This is a genomic window from Paraburkholderia bryophila (genome assembly GCF_003269035.1).
Taxonomy (GTDB): domain Bacteria; phylum Pseudomonadota; class Gammaproteobacteria; order Burkholderiales; family Burkholderiaceae; genus Paraburkholderia; species Paraburkholderia bryophila.
The window spans coordinates 280300-299599 of sequence record NZ_QLTK01000005.1 but is presented as its reverse complement, the minus strand read 5'-3'; the positions used below and the strand labels follow the sequence as shown (position 1 = coordinate 299599).

At 59.3% G+C, this 19300-nt stretch carries 18 protein-coding genes; 9 read left to right on the top strand and 9 right to left on the bottom strand.

Going from position 1 to position 19300, the window contains the following annotated elements; translation table 11 throughout:
* Positions 1 to 6: 6 nt before the first annotated feature.
* Positions 7 to 975: a DMT family transporter gene (locus BX591_RS11705; protein WP_111931386.1), complete on the top strand. Its 969-nt coding sequence runs from the start codon at positions 7 to 9 to the stop codon at positions 973 to 975.
* Here the strand turns inward: BX591_RS11705 and yfcF are convergent.
* From yfcF to BX591_RS11685, 4 genes are all read right to left on the bottom strand, one after another.
* Positions 911 to 1543, bottom strand: coding sequence for a glutathione transferase (yfcF, locus tag BX591_RS11700; RefSeq protein WP_111931384.1), 633 nt, complete (start codon positions 1541 to 1543; stop codon positions 911 to 913). The two genes, BX591_RS11705 and yfcF, sit on opposite strands and share 65 nt — an antisense overlap.
* A gap of 30 nt (positions 1544 to 1573) precedes the next feature.
* Complete coding sequence (locus BX591_RS11695) at positions 1574 to 2104, bottom strand: DUF3455 domain-containing protein (RefSeq protein ID WP_111931382.1); 531 nt, start codon at positions 2102 to 2104, stop codon at positions 1574 to 1576.
* A 225-nt stretch (positions 2105 to 2329) separates the two neighbouring features.
* Positions 2330 to 2833 carry an AidA/PixA family protein gene (locus BX591_RS11690; RefSeq protein WP_111931380.1) on the bottom strand — a complete coding sequence of 168 codons (504 nt, stop codon included), beginning with the start codon at positions 2831 to 2833 and terminating at the stop codon, positions 2330 to 2332.
* A gap of 69 nt (positions 2834 to 2902) precedes the next feature.
* Positions 2903 to 3406, bottom strand: coding sequence for an inclusion body family protein (locus BX591_RS11685; RefSeq protein WP_105505612.1), 504 nt, complete (start codon positions 3404 to 3406; stop codon positions 2903 to 2905).
* A 396-nt stretch (positions 3407 to 3802) separates the two neighbouring features.
* Here BX591_RS11685 and BX591_RS11680 point away from each other — a divergent pair, with 396 nt between their 5' ends.
* From BX591_RS11680 to BX591_RS11665, 4 genes are all read left to right on the top strand, one after another.
* Positions 3803 to 4954: a sensor histidine kinase gene (locus BX591_RS11680; RefSeq protein WP_244146946.1), complete on the top strand. Its 1152-nt coding sequence runs from the start codon at positions 3803 to 3805 to the stop codon at positions 4952 to 4954.
* Positions 4955 to 4961: 7 nt separating this feature from the next.
* Positions 4962 to 5783 carry a LytR/AlgR family response regulator transcription factor gene (locus BX591_RS11675; protein WP_111931378.1) on the top strand — a complete coding sequence of 274 codons (822 nt, stop codon included), beginning with the start codon at positions 4962 to 4964 and terminating at the stop codon, positions 5781 to 5783.
* A gap of 447 nt (positions 5784 to 6230) precedes the next feature.
* Positions 6231 to 6581: a DUF4148 domain-containing protein gene (locus BX591_RS11670; protein ID WP_111931376.1), complete on the top strand. Its 351-nt coding sequence runs from the start codon at positions 6231 to 6233 to the stop codon at positions 6579 to 6581.
* A gap of 222 nt (positions 6582 to 6803) precedes the next feature.
* Positions 6804 to 8360 (top strand): hypothetical protein, encoded by a 1557-nt coding sequence (locus BX591_RS11665; protein ID WP_111931374.1) that lies wholly within the window; start codon positions 6804 to 6806, stop codon positions 8358 to 8360.
* A gap of 28 nt (positions 8361 to 8388) precedes the next feature.
* Here BX591_RS11665 and BX591_RS11660 read toward each other — a convergent pair whose 3' ends face one another.
* Positions 8389 to 9807, bottom strand: a complete 1419-nt coding sequence (locus BX591_RS11660) for an inorganic phosphate transporter (protein WP_111931372.1) — start codon at positions 9805 to 9807, stop codon at positions 8389 to 8391.
* 272 nt (positions 9808 to 10079) lie between these two features.
* Here BX591_RS11660 and BX591_RS11655 point away from each other — a divergent pair, with 272 nt between their 5' ends.
* Together BX591_RS11655 and BX591_RS11650 are read left to right on the top strand one after the other, a co-directional pair.
* A complete protein-coding gene (locus BX591_RS11655) occupies positions 10080 to 11540 on the top strand; it encodes a metallophosphoesterase family protein (RefSeq protein WP_111931545.1) in 1461 nt (486 codons plus the stop codon).
* An 83-nt stretch (positions 11541 to 11623) separates the two neighbouring features.
* The gene (locus BX591_RS11650) at positions 11624 to 12622 is read left to right on the top strand and encodes a flippase-like domain-containing protein (protein WP_111931370.1); all 999 of its coding nucleotides are present in this window, start codon (positions 11624 to 11626) and stop codon (positions 12620 to 12622) included.
* 58 nt (positions 12623 to 12680) lie between these two features.
* Here BX591_RS11650 and BX591_RS11645 read toward each other — a convergent pair whose 3' ends face one another.
* The gene (locus BX591_RS11645) at positions 12681 to 13442 is read right to left on the bottom strand and encodes a glycosyltransferase family 2 protein (RefSeq protein WP_111931368.1); all 762 of its coding nucleotides are present in this window, start codon (positions 13440 to 13442) and stop codon (positions 12681 to 12683) included.
* A gap of 96 nt (positions 13443 to 13538) precedes the next feature.
* Here BX591_RS11645 and BX591_RS11640 point away from each other — a divergent pair, with 96 nt between their 5' ends.
* Positions 13539 to 13832 (top strand): hypothetical protein, encoded by a 294-nt coding sequence (locus tag BX591_RS11640; RefSeq protein ID WP_167444531.1) that lies wholly within the window; start codon positions 13539 to 13541, stop codon positions 13830 to 13832.
* Between the two features lie 163 nt (positions 13833 to 13995).
* On the opposite strand, the gene BX591_RS11635 is transcribed toward BX591_RS11640, so the two are convergent.
* Positions 13996 to 16335 (bottom strand): hypothetical protein, encoded by a 2340-nt coding sequence (locus BX591_RS11635; protein ID WP_167444530.1) that lies wholly within the window; start codon positions 16333 to 16335, stop codon positions 13996 to 13998.
* A 579-nt stretch (positions 16336 to 16914) separates the two neighbouring features.
* Here BX591_RS11635 and BX591_RS36070 point away from each other — a divergent pair.
* A complete protein-coding gene (locus BX591_RS36070; RefSeq protein WP_146749754.1) occupies positions 16915 to 17205 on the top strand; it encodes a hypothetical protein in 291 nt (96 codons plus the stop codon).
* A gap of 313 nt (positions 17206 to 17518) precedes the next feature.
* Here BX591_RS36070 and BX591_RS11625 read toward each other — a convergent pair whose 3' ends face one another.
* Both BX591_RS11625 and BX591_RS11620 read right to left on the bottom strand, forming a co-directional pair.
* Entirely contained in the window at positions 17519 to 18370 is an 852-nt protein-coding gene (locus BX591_RS11625; protein WP_111931360.1) for a carbohydrate ABC transporter permease, read from the bottom strand.
* Positions 18367 to 19257: a carbohydrate ABC transporter permease gene (locus BX591_RS11620; protein ID WP_105505621.1), complete on the bottom strand. Its 891-nt coding sequence runs from the start codon at positions 19255 to 19257 to the stop codon at positions 18367 to 18369. The genes BX591_RS11625 and BX591_RS11620 overlap by 4 nt, the downstream gene beginning before the upstream one ends.
* Positions 19258 to 19300: the final 43 nt, after the last annotated feature.

Here is a 19300-nt window from a genome sequence, read left to right as displayed (position 1 = left end):
AAAACAATGACAAACGAGAGACTGGCCGGCGTTGGCTATGGATTGATTGCGGCTGTGATCTGGGGCGGGTTTCCGGTCGTGACGCGTCTTGGCGTCACGCATTCGACGCTGGATTCCTACGACGTCGTCTTCATCCGTTTCATCGTTTCCGGCATTCTTCTATTACCGGTATTGCTTCGAGGCAAGCTCAACGGACTCGGTCTTGTGCCCGCTTTGGTGATGATCGTTGGCGTGGGTGCGCCTTATATCCTGCTCGTGGCCACGGCGTTGAGCCGCGCACCGGTCGGCTATTTCGCGCTGACGCCCGGCAGCATGATTGCATTCACCGCCATGCTCGGCAGATTTGCGATCAAGGACACGCTTTCCACCGCGCAGAAAATCGGCATTCTGACCGTATTGTTCGGCATGAGCATGGCCGCGTTCGATGTACTGTCTAACACGGGCGGCGCGTTTTCCATCACGCTGTTCGTGCTGGGTGGACTGCTGTGGGCGATCTATAACGTCACCACGAAACGATATGCCGTCAGCGCAATGCGCGCAACGGCGATCGTATCGGTCGGCTCGGCGCTCTTCTATTGTCCGTTCTATGTTCTGAGCCGGGGTTTATCGCCGCTGTTGCATGCGCCAATTGCCGCCGTCGCTATTCAGGCGGTCTATCAAGGCGTACTGGTATCGATACTGGGTCTCTTCTTCTTTAGTAAAGCCGTCTCCATCCTCGGACCGGCTATTGGCGCGACGTTTGCCGCGCTCGTTCCGCTCCTCGCCACGATCGAGGCCGCGATGCTGTTGAAGGAGCGGCCGCATTTGCTCACGCTGGCCGGTATCGCGGTTGTGACGATCGGGATGGTCGTGAGTTTAGTCAAACGCTGGGAGCGCCCGCCAACGACAACTACTGAACCGGCCGCCGCATTTACAGCGGAGGGCGTTCCAGTTCCAGCCAGCGCTGCACTGACGGACGTTGCCACTGGCGGGTAGCGTAGTCGGCCAATTTCTCGGGCACTGCATCGCCGTTCAGCAGCAGACGATTAAGCATCAACGCAAGATCCAGATCGGCAATGCACCAGTCGCCGAACAGATTTGGTGAATCGCTGGAGAGCAGCGTCTCGGCCAGCGAGAACAGCTTTTGAGCGGCGGCGCTAGCGGAAGCGGACAGCGGCGCGGCCGGCGCGCGATAGAACACGACCAGGGTGGAGCGCTCCGCCCGGATCGGCATCAGGTCGCTGCGAAGCCACGCCTGGACCTGGCGTGCTCGCGCTTTGTGAAGACGCGCTTGCGGATAGACGGGCGTTTCGGGAAACGCCTCGTCGAGATATTCAGTGATCGCCGACGACTCCGACAGAGCAAAGTCGCCGTGTATCAGCGTGGGAACGCGCTGCGTCAACGATTGGGCGGCATAGCCCGCTTCATGATTGGCGTTGGTGGCGAGATCGACCGTTGAAAGCTCGAACGGCAGCCGCTTTTCGTGGAGCGTCACGAAGACCGACATGGCGTAAGGGCTGGCAAATTGCGTGTCGGTGTAAAGACGAAGAAGACCTTCTGGCAAAACTCTCTCCTTGGGCGTTGAATTGGGCTGTTACCGGTAAAACACGTAGTCGGCAAGATAGGGCGAGCTGCCGATCTGATGCTCGGTCGAACACGGTGCTTGCGGCGCCAAACCTCCAACGGTGTGCAGACGCTGCACATAGCGGACATCCGTCAGTGCGCCGCTACCGCCCGTGCCATGCGTTTCAAGCAGCAGTTGGGGAATGCTGGCCGGTGTTTCGCTGGGTTGCTGTGCAAGCACATGGCCCACGATTTTGCTGCCGTCTTCCGCTTCCCATGACGGCCCCGCGCCGTGACGAACCGCGGCATGACCGCTCAGGTCGAACAGCATGGCTTGTGGACTCTTGAACACCCATCCCAGCCGATGCTGCGCGTCGAACTCGCACGAATAGTTCTGCACGCCGGACGCGGACAATGTCATCGCTCGCGTACCTTGCGGCGGCGTAATGGAGTTAATGGAAGTAATGGAAGAACTGACGGGCGCGGACAGCGGCGTCGCGCACGCGGCCAGCATAGAGAGCATGGCGGTTGCGATAGACGGCTTCAGAAAATGCTGGAACATGGATCTCACCTTGACGGGACGGCGTGCAACGCGGAAGGACAACCCGGCGGAGAGTCGGCTGGGCGATTTAGTTAGTCCAGATAGTACGCGATGACAAGGTATCCGCGTTGAGCGCGCGCTTTGCCGCGAGTCTGCGCGACTCGAGTTCGTGACGGCGGCGGAGGACGACGGCCGAACGTCGGCATACCGCTTCGAACGTGTTCTTAACGCCTGGCATGCACGGTGTTAAGTCTGTATGTCGATTCTGATGTCCCAGCGAAAGTAACCCCGTACCTTCTCGTCATTGCCGACCACGATGAAATCCGCCGCACACGTCACGCTACCCGCGGCCAGAACTTCGCTACGCCAGAAATGACCGCCTATCTGCTGGGTTTTCGGCTGCAGCAGATCGTCGGGATTCGGCACGGACAGCGTTGCATTACGCGCCACTGCCTCTAAGGGACTTATGACGTTTGCGTCCGCCAAAGTGAAACAGTAAAAGACAGCGCTTTCTTCCGCTCGCAACGACAGCGCGCTCTCGCGCAGATGCAGTTCATCTCCCGCCTTGAGTCTGGCCACGATCCGGCTATCGTTGCGACCGATCTGTTGCGTGTCGCCGGCGTTCATGACGTAGACGTGCCGGCCGTCGATCGGCGTTGGCGCGTCGGCATCGAGGCTGGCGTCGGGATGCGCTGCGAGCAGCGCAGCGGCGTCGACGATGACGAGTACATCGTCATGCTGAGCTGGCATGGGCACTCTCCGGCGTGACAAAAGAAGGAAGCGGACGATCGCCGTGCAGCAATCGTCCGCCCGTCAGCATCAGTTGTGGATCGAGATAAACGGATCCCACGAGAAGCAACCGTTGGACTGGCAGTTACGGTCGATGATCTGGAAGTTGAAGTGGTAGGTTACGCGGCCCACCTTCAGCATTTCCGACGACCAGTAATAGTTCGCGACCTTCTGGCAAGTCGGCGTGGCCGGCGAGCTTGTATTCGGCACCGGAATGGAGGCCTCGGCCATGCGCGGCGTCGGCGTCGAAATCAGTTCGTTGCCCACGTTGCCGATGAAGCGATAGAAAATCGCCTGCGTCTCGAAGCCCAGCGAGAGGCTCGTTTCGCGCCACCGGATCAGATCGCCCACCTGTGCCTTGATATCGAGTTCGCCGCCGGCCTGTCCCGAGATCACGTTGTCCTGATTGGTGATCATATAGACATAGCGCGGATCGATCTGCGTGGGGGCGTTGGGGTTCTTGCTAGGGTTGGGGTACTTTTGCAGAATGGTCGCTGTATCGAATGAGACGAGCACATCGGTCACGCGTGACATAGGAACTCCTAATAAATGTAGAGGGTCTTGCCGCAGCACGAACTCGCATCGCGCGGCCGCCAAGGCATGCTGATCATGCGTACCGGAACGTTGTCGCGGCGGGGTCCGGGCGAACCGCAAACGAAATATAGGTCGCCCCTCCAGGGCTACGTAGCTGCCAAAACAGAGAGGTACGCGAGAGGTGTAATTGGCCTATGTGCGGCGATCGAGGCCTGCACTTCGCGCCGCATAGTTTCATTTCGCGACCGGCAGATGCCGTTCGTCGCACGGCCATGGCGTGTGACGGGCGTGCCCGCGAAGATAGCGTCACTGCAGGTTCACCACCACAGCTAGCGGGACGCCAACATGCCATCGACGAACTTTCCTTGCAGCACGCGACGACCAAGATTCGTCGGTATGGCCGGAAATGTGATAAGCATGGATTTGCTATCTGAGTTATTGATCAACCTCCGGATTCGAACCTGCGCAATGAACTTACTCCCTACCCCACCCCGATGGCTGCTGCGAACGCTTCGGGTGACGATTCCGACCACCGTCGGCAGCGCGTGGCTGTACAGCACGATCTACGAGGAGTCGTTCATGAAGGATCTGATGTACGCCTTCCTCGTGGTGTCGATCACTCAGGCGCTGATCGTCGCGGGACGTCACGGGCTGTCCCACTGGTTGCGTAAGCGCTTTCCCGAGAACCTCGACGCGAAGCGTAATTGGCCAGGCTGGGGATTGATGGCACCGTGGATCATCGGCTCTTTGATCGTGGGGTACTTTGCGGGCGTCGCGCTCGGCGATCTGCTCACGCGCACTCATCGCGAGCCCCTGATCATCGCGGCGGATACGCGAACGCTTCTTCTCAGCATTGCCGTGGCGTTGGTCCCGGCCATCGGCATCAATTATTTTCTTTACGCACGTGCTCGCATGGCTGCCATGGAAACCCGTACACAAGCGGCACTGCGCACAGCAGCGGAAAATCGCCTGAAGTTGCTGGAGTCGCAGCTCGAACCGCATATGTTGTTCAACACGCTGGCTAACCTGCGAGTTCTGATCGGCCATGACGCACCGCGAGCGCAAGGCATGCTCGATCATTTGATCGCTTATCTGCGGGCTACGCTCGAGGCGTCCCGTACCGGACTGCATCCGCTTTCAACCGAATTCGAGCGCATTTCCGATTACCTCGCGTTGATGCAGATCCGGATGGGTTCGAGGCTGCAAATTCGGCTTGAACTGCCGGCGGAACTCGCCGCGCTACCCTTGCCGCCCCTGCTTCTGCAACCGTTGGTTGAAAATGCAATCAAGCACGGGCTGGAACCCAAGGTGAAAGGCGGACGTGTCGAGGTAACGGCCACGCTTCAGGGGGCGTCGCTGGTACTCAGCGTACGCGACACGGGAGTGGGACTCGACGCATTACCGGAGCATGGTGCCCGCTTCGGCTTGCAGCAGGTCCGCGAGCGCCTCGAAGCACTCTACGGCCGCGCCGGTCAGATCGAACTGATGCCCGCAACGGACAAGGAAGGGGGCGTTCTCGTGACCGTCACGCTTCCGTATCAACGGTAAAACCATCATGAAAACGACAGCTTTGATTGCGGAAGACGAGGCGTTGCTGGCCGCTAACCTGCAAGCTGAATTGCTCAGACTGTGGCCTGATCTGGAGATCGTTGCCAGTGTCGGCGACGGCGAAACGGCGACGGAACAGGCGCTGATTTTGCAGCCGGATATGCTGTTCCTCGATATTCGCATGCCGGGTATGACGGGTCTGGCGTGCGCCGAGGCGCTGACCGAAGACTGGCCTGAAGACGGCAAGCGGTTTCCGCTGATCGTGTTCGTGACTGCCTACGACCAATATGCGCTGCAGGCATTCGAACGCTCGGCCTTCGACTATGTGCTGAAGCCGGTGCAGACCGAGCGCCTCGCGAAAACCTGCGCGCGTCTGCAGGAGCGTCTGCTGGACCGCAAGCCGCCGCGAGCCGCGGTCGCTTCGCTGGACGCTGTTGTCGAGCAGATGCGCGAACTGCTTGCAGCCGGTCAGCCGGAATCGTCGCGCGGAATGCCTGCCGCGGCGCCGCTGCGAGTGATTCAGGCGAGCGCCGGAAATACCATCACGATGGTGCCCATCGACGACATTCTCTTCTTCGAAGCCGCCGACAAATACATTCGTGTCGTGACGGCGGCACGCGAGCATCTGATCAGGTTGTCGTTGCGGGAACTGTTGCCGCAACTCGATCCGCAGCGATTCTGGCAGATCCACCGTGGCGCCGTGGTGCGCTGCGAGGCCATCGAGACCGCCCAGCGGGACGATGCGGGCAAATTGACGCTGACTTTGCGCGGCAATCCGACCCGGCTGGTGGTTAGTCGCCTGTACGCCCATTTGTTCAGAGGAATGTAAGGTTCGGATTTTTTGATCGCCGAAAAATAAGTGGGAATAAAGCGGCGATTCGATATGTTTACCCTTGCATGAACGGCGGCAAACACAGCCGCCGCGAACGAAGGCACAAGGGCAGAGCGGTGTCTTCGCCTCGCGAGCAGTACGCAGCGGTAAGCGAGCGAGGTGGATGTATCAATCACGTAGATAGGTATCTTCAATCTCTAACTAGTTAGGCATACAGATGAAGAATAAATTTTTGATCGCGCTTGCTTTAGTCGTCGCTGCTTCGGCCAGCGTCATGACGCCGGCTTCGGCAAAGGAAGTCGCTCACACGAAAACGCAGCAGTGTGTCGGCCCCGCAGGTTACTGCACCCCGTACTTCGGTAGCTAAATTCGGTAGCTGAAGTTTCACCTTCATTGGGGCAATCGTTGCCCGTTAATTCACAACGTCTCAAAGGAAACTGAATCATGAAAAACGCTCTCGTTTGTTTTGCTCTCGCCGCTGGCGCATTGGCTACTCCTGTTCTGAGCTTCGCGCAATCGAATGCGCCGGTGACGCGCGCCGAAGTGCGCGCTGACCTCGTGCGTGTCGAACAGGCCGGCTACAACCCGTCAACTAGCGACGACGCCACCTACCCCGCCGACATCCAGGCAGCCGAAGCGAAGGTTGCCGCGCAAGACCCGCAGCAATCGGCGCAATCTTCGTATGGCGGCATGGCCCAGAACGGCACTTCTTCGTCCGGCCGCCCTGCGCATTCGACGATGAACGCCGGTTGCGTTGGGCCGGTCAGCTACTGCAATCCGTACTTTGGTAGCTGAATAGTGCGCACACAGGATCCTGCTACGCAGTCTATGTAAGCAGGATCCGTCAGCGAGCTATTCGCTACGCTATTACGTAGTTTCAAAGCTTGAATCCACGTTATTCCGCATAACTTCCGTAAGAGCTATAAAGATCCCGTATTAACTGCCGATATAGCGGTTGATAAAGCGGATGTCGGTCGGACGTCCTCTGCCAATAGCAAAAAATAAGGCCCGTTCTCCATGACCACGTTGTCGCCGTTGAACGCACTTCAAACACTAGCAGTGACGCCGTTGCCGAATGCAACCGCCAGCGTTGCTTCCGTAAGCGCGACTGCATCGCAAGAATCGGTCACGGCAGCCGCGTCGACCATCGTGACGATCCCGTCGATGATCGGCGTCAATGCCCCCGTGGTCTACACGCCGGAGGGCAAACTCGCGAATGTAGCGCCGACTGTGGTGACCTGGGCTCAAAACGGCACGGATGCCGTGACGTTGGCGATGGCGGGCAATGACATATCGCAGTCCATTTCCGGTCAGTTCTATGGTTTAGGGAGTGCGCTGCTGGATCGCTTCAAGACGACAGGCAGCGACTTCTCGCAATCGGTCAATGTCGCGTCGACCGGTGGAGTCGGTGGGTTTGGACAATCGGCACAGGGTCCGCAAGGCGACATCAAGCTGACGGTTAAGACCGCAAGCGGCGTTGAAGTAGATATCGCGCTGGATAGCGGGGGCGGCACACTCTCGGTCAGCATGCACAGCAGTGGCAAGCTCAGCGATGCCGAGCGCAGCGCGCTGGCCAAAATGGCCGACGGTTTTCAGCAGGCTATCAACGGCCTCAGTGCAGTACCGCCCACGGTCGATCTCAGTGGTCTGATGGACACGGACCCGTCGGTATTGTCGTCGGTGAAGCTGCAGTTCAACGTCACCAATGACGGGGCAAACAATCTGGCGGTCGACTTTTCCACGAGCAGCACCGCCAGAACCCTGAGTATCTCGGGCGCGGCGGGCAAGATGGACGTCGACGTCGACACCAGCAATTCCGCGCTATGGGGCTCGGACGCGCAGCGCAGCCAGGCCATTGCAAGTTATCTCAAGCAGATCGACAATGCCACCGCACGCGGTCACGGCAATGCCGCGTTGATGAGCATGTTCAAAGATGCGTTCTCGCAGATGAACAGCAATGACGGAACGCCGTCGCAACAACTTGCCGGCACCACGTACGCCCCCTGGTTAGCGCAGTCGGATCACGCCATGTTGACAGGCCTCGCCGATTTCAGCGCTTCGGTTACCGAAACGCCGGTGTCGTCGAATCCGTACCGTTTGGGCGAGGTGGATGCGTTCTCGTATCAGCTATCGCAAAGCACCCGCAGCGAAGGAAATCTGCTGAAGGGCACGATCTCGCAAACCCAGCAATCGCATCTGAGCGCGAGCTATCACCAGGCGCTGACGGGCACCAGTGCGCCGGTGCTCAACGCGTCGAAGACGTCGCAGAACTACTACTACATGCAGATCAACGACGACGCCGATAGCACCACCCAGATCGCTACTGAAAAAGGCAAGTTGCTGAGTGCGTCATTGAGTCAGTCGTCGAGTCAATCGACGCGTCAATCCGAATATGTGCGAGGTGTGTTGACTTCCGATGTGACCACGCCTTCGAGTTCGTCGCAGTCGAAAGATCTGCTGGCGCTGTTGAAGCCGCTATTCGAAAACGGACAGGCGGAGCGAAACAGCGACGCGTGGCAGCAGGCTCTCGCCGGCATACACAGCATGGTTCTGCTGGGCGCGACGACGAATTGAAAAAGATGCAGGCATGGTGGGAACCCCTTTATAGCGAAGGGTTCTCCAGCACGTAGAACAGTCCCGCCGACAGGCCGATGGTGACCGGCAATGTCACCAGCCAGGTGAGCACGATGCGCACCAGCATCCCACGCTGCAAGCCTTGACCGCCTGCCGCCATCGTCCCCGCAATGCCGGACGTGATGATATGTGTCGTACTCACCGGCAGGCCGGTCAGTCCCGCAGTGCCGATCAGCAACGAGCCGACCAGTTCGGCGCTGGCGCCTTGCCCCGGTGTCATGTGCTGCTTGCCCAGCCGTTCGCCGAGCGTGCGAACCACGCGCCGGTAGCCGACCATCGTACCGATGCCGAGGCAAAGTGCGCTTAGCAGCCGCACCCAGAGAGGCGCGTACTGCACGGGTTGGCTCATCTCTTTGAGAAGGCTGGCGGCCTGCTTCTTGTCTTCCGCACTCGCACTCTTTACTTCACCCACGTGCTTCAACTGCGCGGCAACGTCGTAAATCGCGCCGCGCAATTGCGCGCGCGTTGCGCGTTCGCCCGGTTGCTGCGGACTATGGGATTGCAATTCCGTGGCCTGCTGTTGCAACTCGGGCTGCGCGTTTTGCAACGCGGCCGCGGCCTTTAGCGCTTGCGACTTGACGTCATCGCCGTATTTCTGGATCAAGGGTATGGCCGCTGCGGCGCGCGGGCCCAGCTGTTTCAACTGATCCGTAGCGTCGGGATTGAGCGCATAAGTGGCGGGCAGCAGACCGATGACCGTCAGCATGATCAGGCCGATGCTCTTCTGGCCGTCATTGGTGCCGTGTGAGAAGCTGACGGAAGTGCAGGTGAGTACGAGGAGGCCTCGCAGCCACCAGACGGGCGGCTGCCCCTCTTCAGGCGGCTCGAACAGATGTCCGCGGCGAACGATCAACCGTAGCAGGCCATACAGTAAGCCGGCGAGGACGAACCCCAGCACCGGAGAAATCGCCAGGCCTTCGAGGACGGTGACGATCTGCTTCCAGTCGACACCTTGCGCGACGCTGCGGGATTTGAGCAATGCGTCGGCGAGTGCCACGCCGATCAATGCACCAATGATGCAATGGGAACTGCTATTCGGTATGCCGAAGGCCCAGGTGAGAACATTCCAGAACAATGCGGACACGAAGATTGCGAGCAGCATCGGCACGGCGGGCGCGCCGTCGGGTGGCGTGAGTACGTCGGGCGGAAGAATCTGCACGAGTGCATACGCAACTGCAATGCCGCCGACCAGCACGCCGATAAAGTTCATCAACCCGGACCAGACCACCGCCTGAGCCGGCTTCAACGACTGCGTGTAGATGACGGTCGCGACGGTATTGGACGAATCGTGAAAGCCGTTGGTCGCTTCGAACGCAAGGACCAGTACGAGGCATATCACCAGCATGGCAACAATAATGCTGGACGACGGCATGAAGTGAACGAGCATCCGGGCTCCCGCATGAGGTGGGGAAAAAGTCGCGGATGTCGGACAGTTGCTCCGTGAATGCGAACCTTTGAAGTTAGTCGGCGTTCGTGACAATTTCAAGTCAGCAGCGTGCGGCGCGCTGCGTGTCGATGCTATCGGTATTGGATTGTTGGTCCGCCATTCTTGCCTTCGATCGGACACTTTTCCGACACGCGCGTGTCGTAACGTTCTACGTTTGCAACGAACGCCGTTGCCCGTCTGATTTCCGACCGATCAGTTTGAAAGAGGCGCATATGCCGGCAAAACGCGAGTCGAAGAAGAACGATCCGAAAGACAGTGGTAAGAAAGAGAAGCGAAAGGAGCCGAGCGAAGGCAATGCGGCCCGTCGCAAAGCGTCGGTTGCTGCCGCCGTGTCGGTGGTTCAGCCGGGCGGTGTCGACGCGCCCGTTGCGCTGCGCGAGCGTGCTTTGACGCATCCCGTGTTCGCGCAGCCGCAGCCGACCGCCGACCCGACTGTGTTTCGCGTTGCGCACCCATCGGACGACGCGGCGTACAAAGAGATCGATAAGCTCAATGCCGAGCACAAACTTTTTCCGCTGCCATTTCCCGCGCCGCGCGGCGGAGTCGAGCCGCAACTGTCGCTCGCTCAGGTTTTTGGTGGCAATACCGGCGCGGTCGACACGGTAACGTCGTCGGGACAGCTCGTCTTTCACGCGCTCGGCGATTGCGGCAACACCACGGGGCCCGCCACGCAAAATGAAGTGGCCGACAAAATGACGGCTGACTTCGTCGAGCCGAACGCGGCCGAGATCCCGCAGTTCGCGCTATTACTCGGCGATGTGGTCTACAGTTTCGGCGAGAGCAAGTATTACTACGATCAGTTTTACGAGCCCTATCGCAACTATCCCGCGCCGATTCTCGCGTGCGCCGGCAATCACGACGGCATGGTCTCGCCCGAGGCGTATGCGAAAAGCCTCGCGGCATTTCTGCGCAACTTCTGCGCACAGGATTTTGTTGTCACGCCGGAGGCGGGCGGTTTGTCGCGTACCGCGCAAATACAACCCGGTGTGTTCTTTACGTTCGAAGCGCCGTTCGCGCGCGTGCTGGTGATCTACAGCAATACGCTCGAAGACCCGGGCGTGATCTCGGATTCGCACATTGGCCGCGCTCAGCTCGACTACCTCGATGCCGCGCTCAAACGCGTGAAAGCGGAAAAATTCAAGGGCGCGTTATTGATCGCCGATCATCATCCACCTTATTGCGCGGGTGGTCACGGATCGAGTACCGCGATGCTGCAACAGATCGATGAGATCTGTGAAGCCAATGATGTTTGGCCGCATGCGTTTCTATCCGGGCACGCGCATAACTATCAGCGCTTCACGCGTACCCGTCGCACTGACGGCACGCAGATTCCCTACATTGTGTGCGGTAACGGCGGGCACGGTTTGATCAAACTGGCGCCGAACGGCACCGCGCCGATTCGTGCGCCGCAGGTGTTGCAGGCGGCGTCGGCGAATAGCGACCTGGTAGTGCTCGAGAACTACGACGACACCAACTACGGTTATCTACGGCTCGTCGTCACTGCTTCACAGCTGCGTATCGAATACCATTCGGCGTCGGACGGGCTGAGCGCGAAAGCACCGAACGACTACGTGGCGGTCGACCTCGGCGCGCGCAAGATTGCGCATTTCGTCGCCACGGATATGGGCCGCCCGGGCGCCGCGAAAGCGGCCCGCGCGATGCTGAAGCGCTGAATCATGGGTGCTCGTAGCCGGTCGAGCCAGATCGCACGCGTAATAGGCGCTATTCACCCAACGACCTTGCCACGGACGCTCTCTTGACGAAGCCGCTTGCATTAGGTGTGACCGTACTTCTTGCCATCGTGGGTGTCGTTTTTGCAATTGGCGCGCCGTTCCTGCTGGGTGTTCATGCGACGTTGACCGGATTGCAGGCGGCGTCGCCCCGTCTGATCGTCATGCTGGCGGCGAGCGCGATCGCGAGTGCCGCCGCGAAGGCAGGCAAACAGCAGTTGATGCAAACGGCCTTGGGTCTTCGCATCCGATTCCGGCGCACGCTCGCCATCACCTTCGTCACCGATGCGGCGTTCCTCGGTTCACCGTTCGGCGCAGCGGGATATGGCGTGAATCTCGGCTTGTTGCAACGTGCGGGCGCTTCGTGGACGCAGGCTACTACTGTAGTGAGTGGCGATCAGGCGCTCGACCTTGCGTTCTTTACAGTCGCGGTGCCCGTTTCGTTCGTGTCGTGCATTGGCCTGATTGCCGGGCTGATTACACCGAAGTCCTTGCATATCGTAGCGGGCGCATCGATTGGCGTCATCGCGCTGGCGTGCGCGATCTGGACGTACCGGCGAAAACTCGCGGAAAGTGCAGGCGGCGCGATCAGGCGTGTTGGCATGCCGACTCGCCCACCCGCACGATGGACGACATTCGTCGCCAATGTGCGTGACGAATGGCGGCATCTGCTATCAGGCTCGCGCTGGCGGCTCGGTGCATTGCTTCTTCTGACCACGACGCAATGGCTGCTGCGCTATGGCGCGTTGTGGTTCATTCTGCTCGAACAGGGGTATGCGTTGCCGCCCGGTTTCGTGGTGGCCGTCCAGGCGCTGGTGTTGCATGCTGCGCTCTGGACGGGTATTCCGGCTGGCGGCGGTGGCGGAGATCTCGGGCTCGCCGCCGCATTCGGCGCCTGGGTGCCGCATGCGGCGGTTGGGGGGGCACTCATACTATGGCGCTTCGCGACCTTGTTCTGTCCTCTCGTGTTGGGCGCCGTTGGCATGCTTGCTTTGGCGCTTGCACGTGTTAATAGACGGAGTTGAACGTCACGCGTCGTTTCGAAGAAACCGCACGCCGCGGACAATCGCGGCGTGTCGTAGGCTATTGAGGACTGTCAGGGGTTCCCTTCATGCGTGTCGCGAAAGAAGCGCGTCCGTGGCGGATCCGCAGTTGTAGCAATCGCACCGTCTGCGTGATCAATGCAAGCGGATAAACCGCTTTCAGCAGGTCGGCGATCATTCGCCATTCGGCGCGGACACCACGCCAGTAGCCGAGTTTTTCGGTTTTGCGAGCCTGGGTCACATGAGGCCAGTGCGTCACCGCGATTCGCAGGCGGCTCTCTATTATCAGGCGATTCATGAATACTTCGATCCCGAAGCGCGGCAGCGCCTGAATCTGTTCAAGGGCCGCATGCAATAGCGCTTTCTTAACGACGCGTTCTCCCGAAACGAAATCAAGCCCGATAGCGCGAAACAGCGTCAGGCTGTTCTGCCGCAAACTGATGCTGACATCCGCACGACCTTTAAGCACAGGGGCCGCCAGCGCGCTGACATGCTCGGCGGCGAGGCCTTTCAGGTCGGCGTCGAGCAGCATTAGCAGGTCGCCTTGCGCTGCGGCGATACCGTCCACCATGGCCGCGCTCTTGCCGCCATTCACACCTCGCACGATCAGACGCACCGAAGCAAACTGTTTGACGATATCCGCGGTGCCGTCGTTGGAACCGTCGTCGACGACAATGACTTCACCCAATGCAGGATGGACCGCGGCCACTGCGAGCACCTTTGCAATCCGAGGCGCTTCGTTATACGCGCAGATGATGCATGAAATGAACTGGGAATTGTAAGGGGGCTGGCTGGCTGTCATAGTTGGGCAGAAGCCGCACCTCGGTCGCAGTGGTAACTGCGCAAGGCGCAATGAAAGGGTTCAAGCCTGAGTGTGGATAATCGCAGGCACGAGCGCTTGAGACGTCGCTCCATCATACGCGAGACCCGGCCGTCTGGTTCACTAAGCGCGGAGGAATACGCCGTGTCTGTTGCGGCGAATTACTTTGCTCAGGAGATACGCTACGCGGGCGCGATGCTCTATCGGTTTGCCAGCGGGCTCGCGAGAGTGGAGCAGCGCACCATGGTCCGGTTGTTGAGTCGCATGGAGCGCGACGAGATTTCGCTAACAGGCGATGCGGAAAAAAATTTGCCGAAAGCGCGAGCGATTCTGTTTGCGGGAAGTGAAGACGCGTTGTCGGGACTCTGCTGACGAGGTCACGCAACTGGTTGAACTGCTGGAGAGGGTGAACGCGAATTTAAAGCGAATGAGCGAGCAGACGGGAAACGCCTGACTCGCTCATTCGATACGTCACCGCTGTGAGCGGCGGCGCGTCCGAGGTCTTCAATGACTGTCGACCTGGTTGCCGGTCAGCTTATTGACCGGTGTATCCGACCGGAACAGTCGAATTGGCCTTGGCGACCGTTGCGTTGCTCGACACGATGTACTGCGGTACCTCGGTGAGTGTCAGCGTGATCTGGCCGTTGGTGTACGGCAGCGTGGTCATGTTGCCGTAACCGTCGATGTCAGTCACATTGCCCGACGTGCCGGCGTTGTCCACCGTCAGCTTATAGCTGGTCGAGTAGCTTTGGCTATACACACCGGCGCTCGTCGGCCATTGTGCATTGCTGTGTGCCCACGCCGCAGTCACGACCTTGCCGTTGCCGAGTTGCTGGAACGAGTACGCATACGTGCCTTGCGGCGTGCCGTTCACACGACCCAACGTATTCGTGCCGTCGAGTGCGCGCGTCATGGTCGCGAACACCATGGCTTCCGGCTTCGGCGACAGGTTCGTCGCACCGAATGCGCCTTGCGCGTCGTTCAGGTCGAAGAACGTACCGTAACCCACTTCACCCGGATAGTCCGGACCATAGAACAGCGTCGTCAGTTGCGCGCCGCCGCCCAGCACGATGATGTGTGCTCGCACACCCACCGCTGCTTGTGCAAACAACTGATTCTGCGACGGTACGTTAGGACCGTAGCTGAAACCCGGATCGTAGCTCACGCCTGCTTCGGTGAAGAAGAGCTTCATGTTCGGCTTGCCCGCTTGCATGATTGCGCGCAGTTGCTTCATCTGATTGTCGAGCGCGTTGGCCTGATTCGCCGTACTCGGGTCCGAGTCCTGCAACTCGGGCGGATGCGCCGGATAGGTGCCTGCATTCCAGTAGCCGTGCGTGGCCACCGCGTCGATGTAATTCCACAGACCCAGCGCGCCGTACTTCTGCAGATAGCCGGTAGTACACGTGTCGCAGTTCGACGCGAACGGGTTCGCGGTGCCCATCACGACAGCGTTCGGATCGGTCGAGTGAATGCCCTGATACGCCGCTTTGTACATGGCGACGAAATTCGCGTCGCTATCGGCCCAGCCGAGGCTCGGCTCCCAGGTCACCTGATAGTAGTTGCTTTGCTGGTTCGGATAGTTCGCCGCGCGGATCTGGCTCGTATCGGTGCCGACCTTGGCCATGAAGCCCTGGAACTCGGTCATGTTCGACGGCGCGTAGTAGCTGTCGTTGAACTGGCCGGTCTTCGAATCCCATGCCGGGATGCCGTCGAGACGCACGATGCGCATCTGATCCGGATTCGCCTTGTAGAACGGATCGAGGTCGCTCACGCTCGGCGTGTACGTGTTCGGGCCATTGGGTTCCATGGCCGATTGCTCGCGATCGTCGATCGTCCACGTAATGCCCAGATCATGCAATGCGGCGATGTTGCCGTTGAAGCCTTGCATGCCGAAGCGATGCTGATCCTGATGCGCGTAGGTGACCGTGCCTAGTACCGAGCTCAGGTTCGGCAACACGCCGAACGTTGCGATGCCCGTAGGACGCGTACCGCTGCTCGGCAACGTGCCGCCGTTCGAGCGCAGCGTCGCGGTGAGCGCGCCGTAGCCTGACCACGTCGATGTACACGGAATCGTGCTGGTTTGCACGCCGGATTTAACCGCGAAGCTGCCTTGCGATTTGATCGCGCCGTTCGAGTCGGCGACAGACCAGACGACCGTGTCCGCGCTCGGAACATTCGTCGTGATCGCAAGCTTGAACGCTGCGTTGTTCTGGAAAATGCGCAGGCCGTCGGTGGTCGGCGTGTCGGCGCTGATCACGCCGTTAGCGGTACCGCCTGCGGTTTGCGTCGGCGTGCTGCACGAAAGCGTGGAGCTGCCCGGTGCCGGCGACGGGGTGGGTGTCGGGGTGGGCGTTGGAGCCGGAGTAGGCGTAGGCGTAGGCGCCGGAGTCGGAGTCGGAGTCGGAGTCGGAGTCGGAGTCGGAGTCGGAGTCGGAGTCGGAGTCGGAGTCGGAGTCGGAGTCGGAGTCGGAGTCGGCGCAGGCGTCGGTGTGGGCGTCTTGGACGGCGTGGGAGCAGGCGTCGGAGCCGGAGCGGGTGCCGGAGTCGGTGTAGCCGCAACTGCCTTCACCCAGCACGACTTGCCGTAACCATAGGCCGGATCCGTCTGCGAAACCGCGCCGACATAGCAGCCGACGCCATTAGTAAAGGTCTGCGGCGCGGTCAGCATGACCGAGGGCGAATTAGGCGGAACCGCGCCGAACACCACGGAGCCCGTGCCGAGGAACGAGCAGTTGCCGTTCTCTTGTCCGCACAGCTTGTATTGCTGGCCCGCCACGGTGATGGTGCTGCTCTGAGCGGCCTGCACACTTTCCGCACCAAACGATGCCAACACCGTTGCCGAGGCAACGCCTAGAAGTTTCCAATATCTCATCATTGTCCGTGTATCGATAAAAGCAGGTTTTCCCCGAGGAATCAGCAAGATCGATCAAAGTCGTCCGCGTTGGCGTTATGACTACAGAGAGAGGTCAACCAGAGAACGCACCGAAACCGCGTTCATTGCTGATGAAGCCAGCGCTCGAACGCGCCGTTGTTATGAGAACGAGAGCCACTAGACAGCCGTTCGTGCGACGACCCGTCAGGCGATTGAATGCTGAGCAATCAATCAAGTGTCGGGCGTCGTTTTTATTACGGAATACTTACTATTAACTTCGAAAAACTCATTCGATAGAGCGCTCTCGCCAGTCACACTATTGAATAGGCAACGCCACGCATTGAGCGCGGCATGTAGCAGCGCATCAGCGTACCCATTCGTTGCGTGAAAGCTCAGTCGACTTCCCAGCCGGCGTCCTCCGACTCGCGAACGCGCGACCGGATAAACGGCACAATCACTGATGACATGCCGATGACGTGACTCGTAAAACTTTGGCAAGGCCCGCGTTGATGCAGCAGCGCGCCGTGAATGTGAAAACAAATTTCTGGTAGGCACGCGCAACGAAGGAAATCAGGAGAGCTGATGTTCCAGCTAACTCCCATTCCTTCGCAACTGACGGCCTGGCGCCGATACGAACGCGGCGGAGCGACGGTAATTAAGGCGCGCCCAAAGATCAGACGTGACGCTCAACCTCGCGCAACCTGCACCAATGCAATTATTGCCGACACTGGTGTGCTCTCTCGTGCATCTGGTATTACTTACAGATGCTTTCGGCAGAGGAATTATAAACGTTTCATCAGTGCAACGTGGCGGGAATTCGAGACGATAAGTGATAATGCCGAGAATCCGCCGCGTGAGGCGGCTTATGACTAACCAAACGCACCGCAGAGGAAAATCTCTGCCTCATGATTGTCTGTAAAAGATAAATCTTTGATTTGTCAGCGGATTGGTGCTGTTTGACAGTTGAGCGAAAAGCGCTATATTTAGTATTATTAATATAATTAAACTCACCCCATTTGATTTTTTTAAAATTGAATGGGGTGCGAGCATATAATTCGCGTTACGTCACTTTTTTATTTGATATTTTATTGAATTCGCACCCTAATTTACTTGGGAATTCAAGGTGCGACGGCGTTCAGATATAGCCGGGCGACGCGCGTTCACAGCGGGCAACACGGCCGCCAATTTACTTCACCGCTCCCAGCGCCAACCCCTTCACCAGGAATCGCTGCAACCAGGCGAACACGATCGAAACCGGCAGCGTCGCGCACAAGGTCGCAGCCATCACAAGATGCCATTCGACGACGTACTTGCCCGCCACCATATCGGTCACCTGCACGGTGAGCGTTTTGTTCTCCGGCGAGCGGATCAGCGTATAGACCACGGCAAACTCGTTCCACGCATTGATGAACGTGAAGATGGCGGTCACCACGATCGCGGGTACGGCGAGCGGCAGAAAGACCTTGAAAACCGCTTTGGTGCGTCCGCACCCTTCGAGCCACGCCGACTCTTCCAGGTCTCGCGGCACCGTCTGAAAGTACGAAGACAGCATCCACACCGCGAATGCGATATTGAACGCCGCGTAAGAGACGATCACACCGATCTTCGAGTCGACCAGATTGCCGTCGCCATAAGGGATCATGGCGGCGAGGCGGAACAAACCGACTACGAGCAGGATAGGCGACAACATTTGCGTGACGAGGAGGAACTGGCGATACAACCCGCGTCCGCGAAATGGGAATCTGGCTAATGCATAAGCGGCAGGCAAGCTCACAGCCAAAGCGAGTGCGGTCGACAGTAAGCTGATCACCGTGCTATTGCGCAACGCCACGCCAAAATTCGCCGCTTGCCACATGCCGGCGAAATTGCTCCATTGCCAATGCACCGGCAACCAGCGCGCCGGATAAACGAAGATCTCGGTGGCCGGTTTCAATGCCGTGAACAGCATCACGGCAAACGGAAACAGCACGACCACGACCAGCGGCGACAGCGCGAGCCAGCACCACAGCGAGCGTTTCATCTTGATGCTGAGACTCATGACGGATCTCCTTCTTTCGCGGGCTGCAGGCGCAGATAGGCGATCGAGAAAACGAACAGCATGACGAGCATGATCAGCGACACCGCCGCTGCTTCACCGGGACGTCCCAACCGGAAGCCCAGCTCATAGAGATACGTGACGAGAATATGCGTGCCGTTGTCGGGGCCGCCTTGCGTCATGACCCAGATAATCGGGAACGAGTTGAACACGTAGATCACGTTCAGCAGGATCGTCATGTTGATGAACGGCCGCAGCAGGGGCATGGTCAGCTTGCGAAACTGCTGCCACGCGCTCGCTCCATCCATGCGCGCTGCCTCATAGATGTCGCCAGGCACGGAAGACAATCCGCCCAGCAAAATCGTCACCGTAAAGGGTATCGACACCAGAATGCCGACGGCGATCTCGACCGGAAACGCGAGTTCGGGCGTCGCGAGCCAATGAATCGGGCCGCTGATCAGCCCCAGCCTTTGCAGTGTGACGTTGACCATGCCGTAGTCGTCGTTGAAGGCCCAGCGCCAGACCACGGCGGTCATGGTCAGCGAGACCGACCACGGCAGCATCACGATCGTGCGTGCTATGCCGCGCCCGTAGAAGTCCTGGTTCAGGATCAACGCAACCGGCACTGAAATCAGTACTGTGCCGCCCACCACGCACACGGTCCACACAACGGTGCGTCGCGCGGCCGCGAGAAACGCGGGGTCGCCGAAAATCGTATAGAAGTTCTGTAGGCCGGTGAAATCGCGAATCGCACCGAAACGCGAGACCTCGTGCAGCGATTGCCACACGATGTTGAAAATCGGATAGCTGATGATAAAAAGCGCGAGTACCAGACTCGGCGCAATCAGCAACCAGGGCGCCTGCAGGCGCGAAGAAGCGGAACGGCTCATGCGTGCTCGATCGTAAGGCGCGTTCGCATTCACTCGCGCGCGC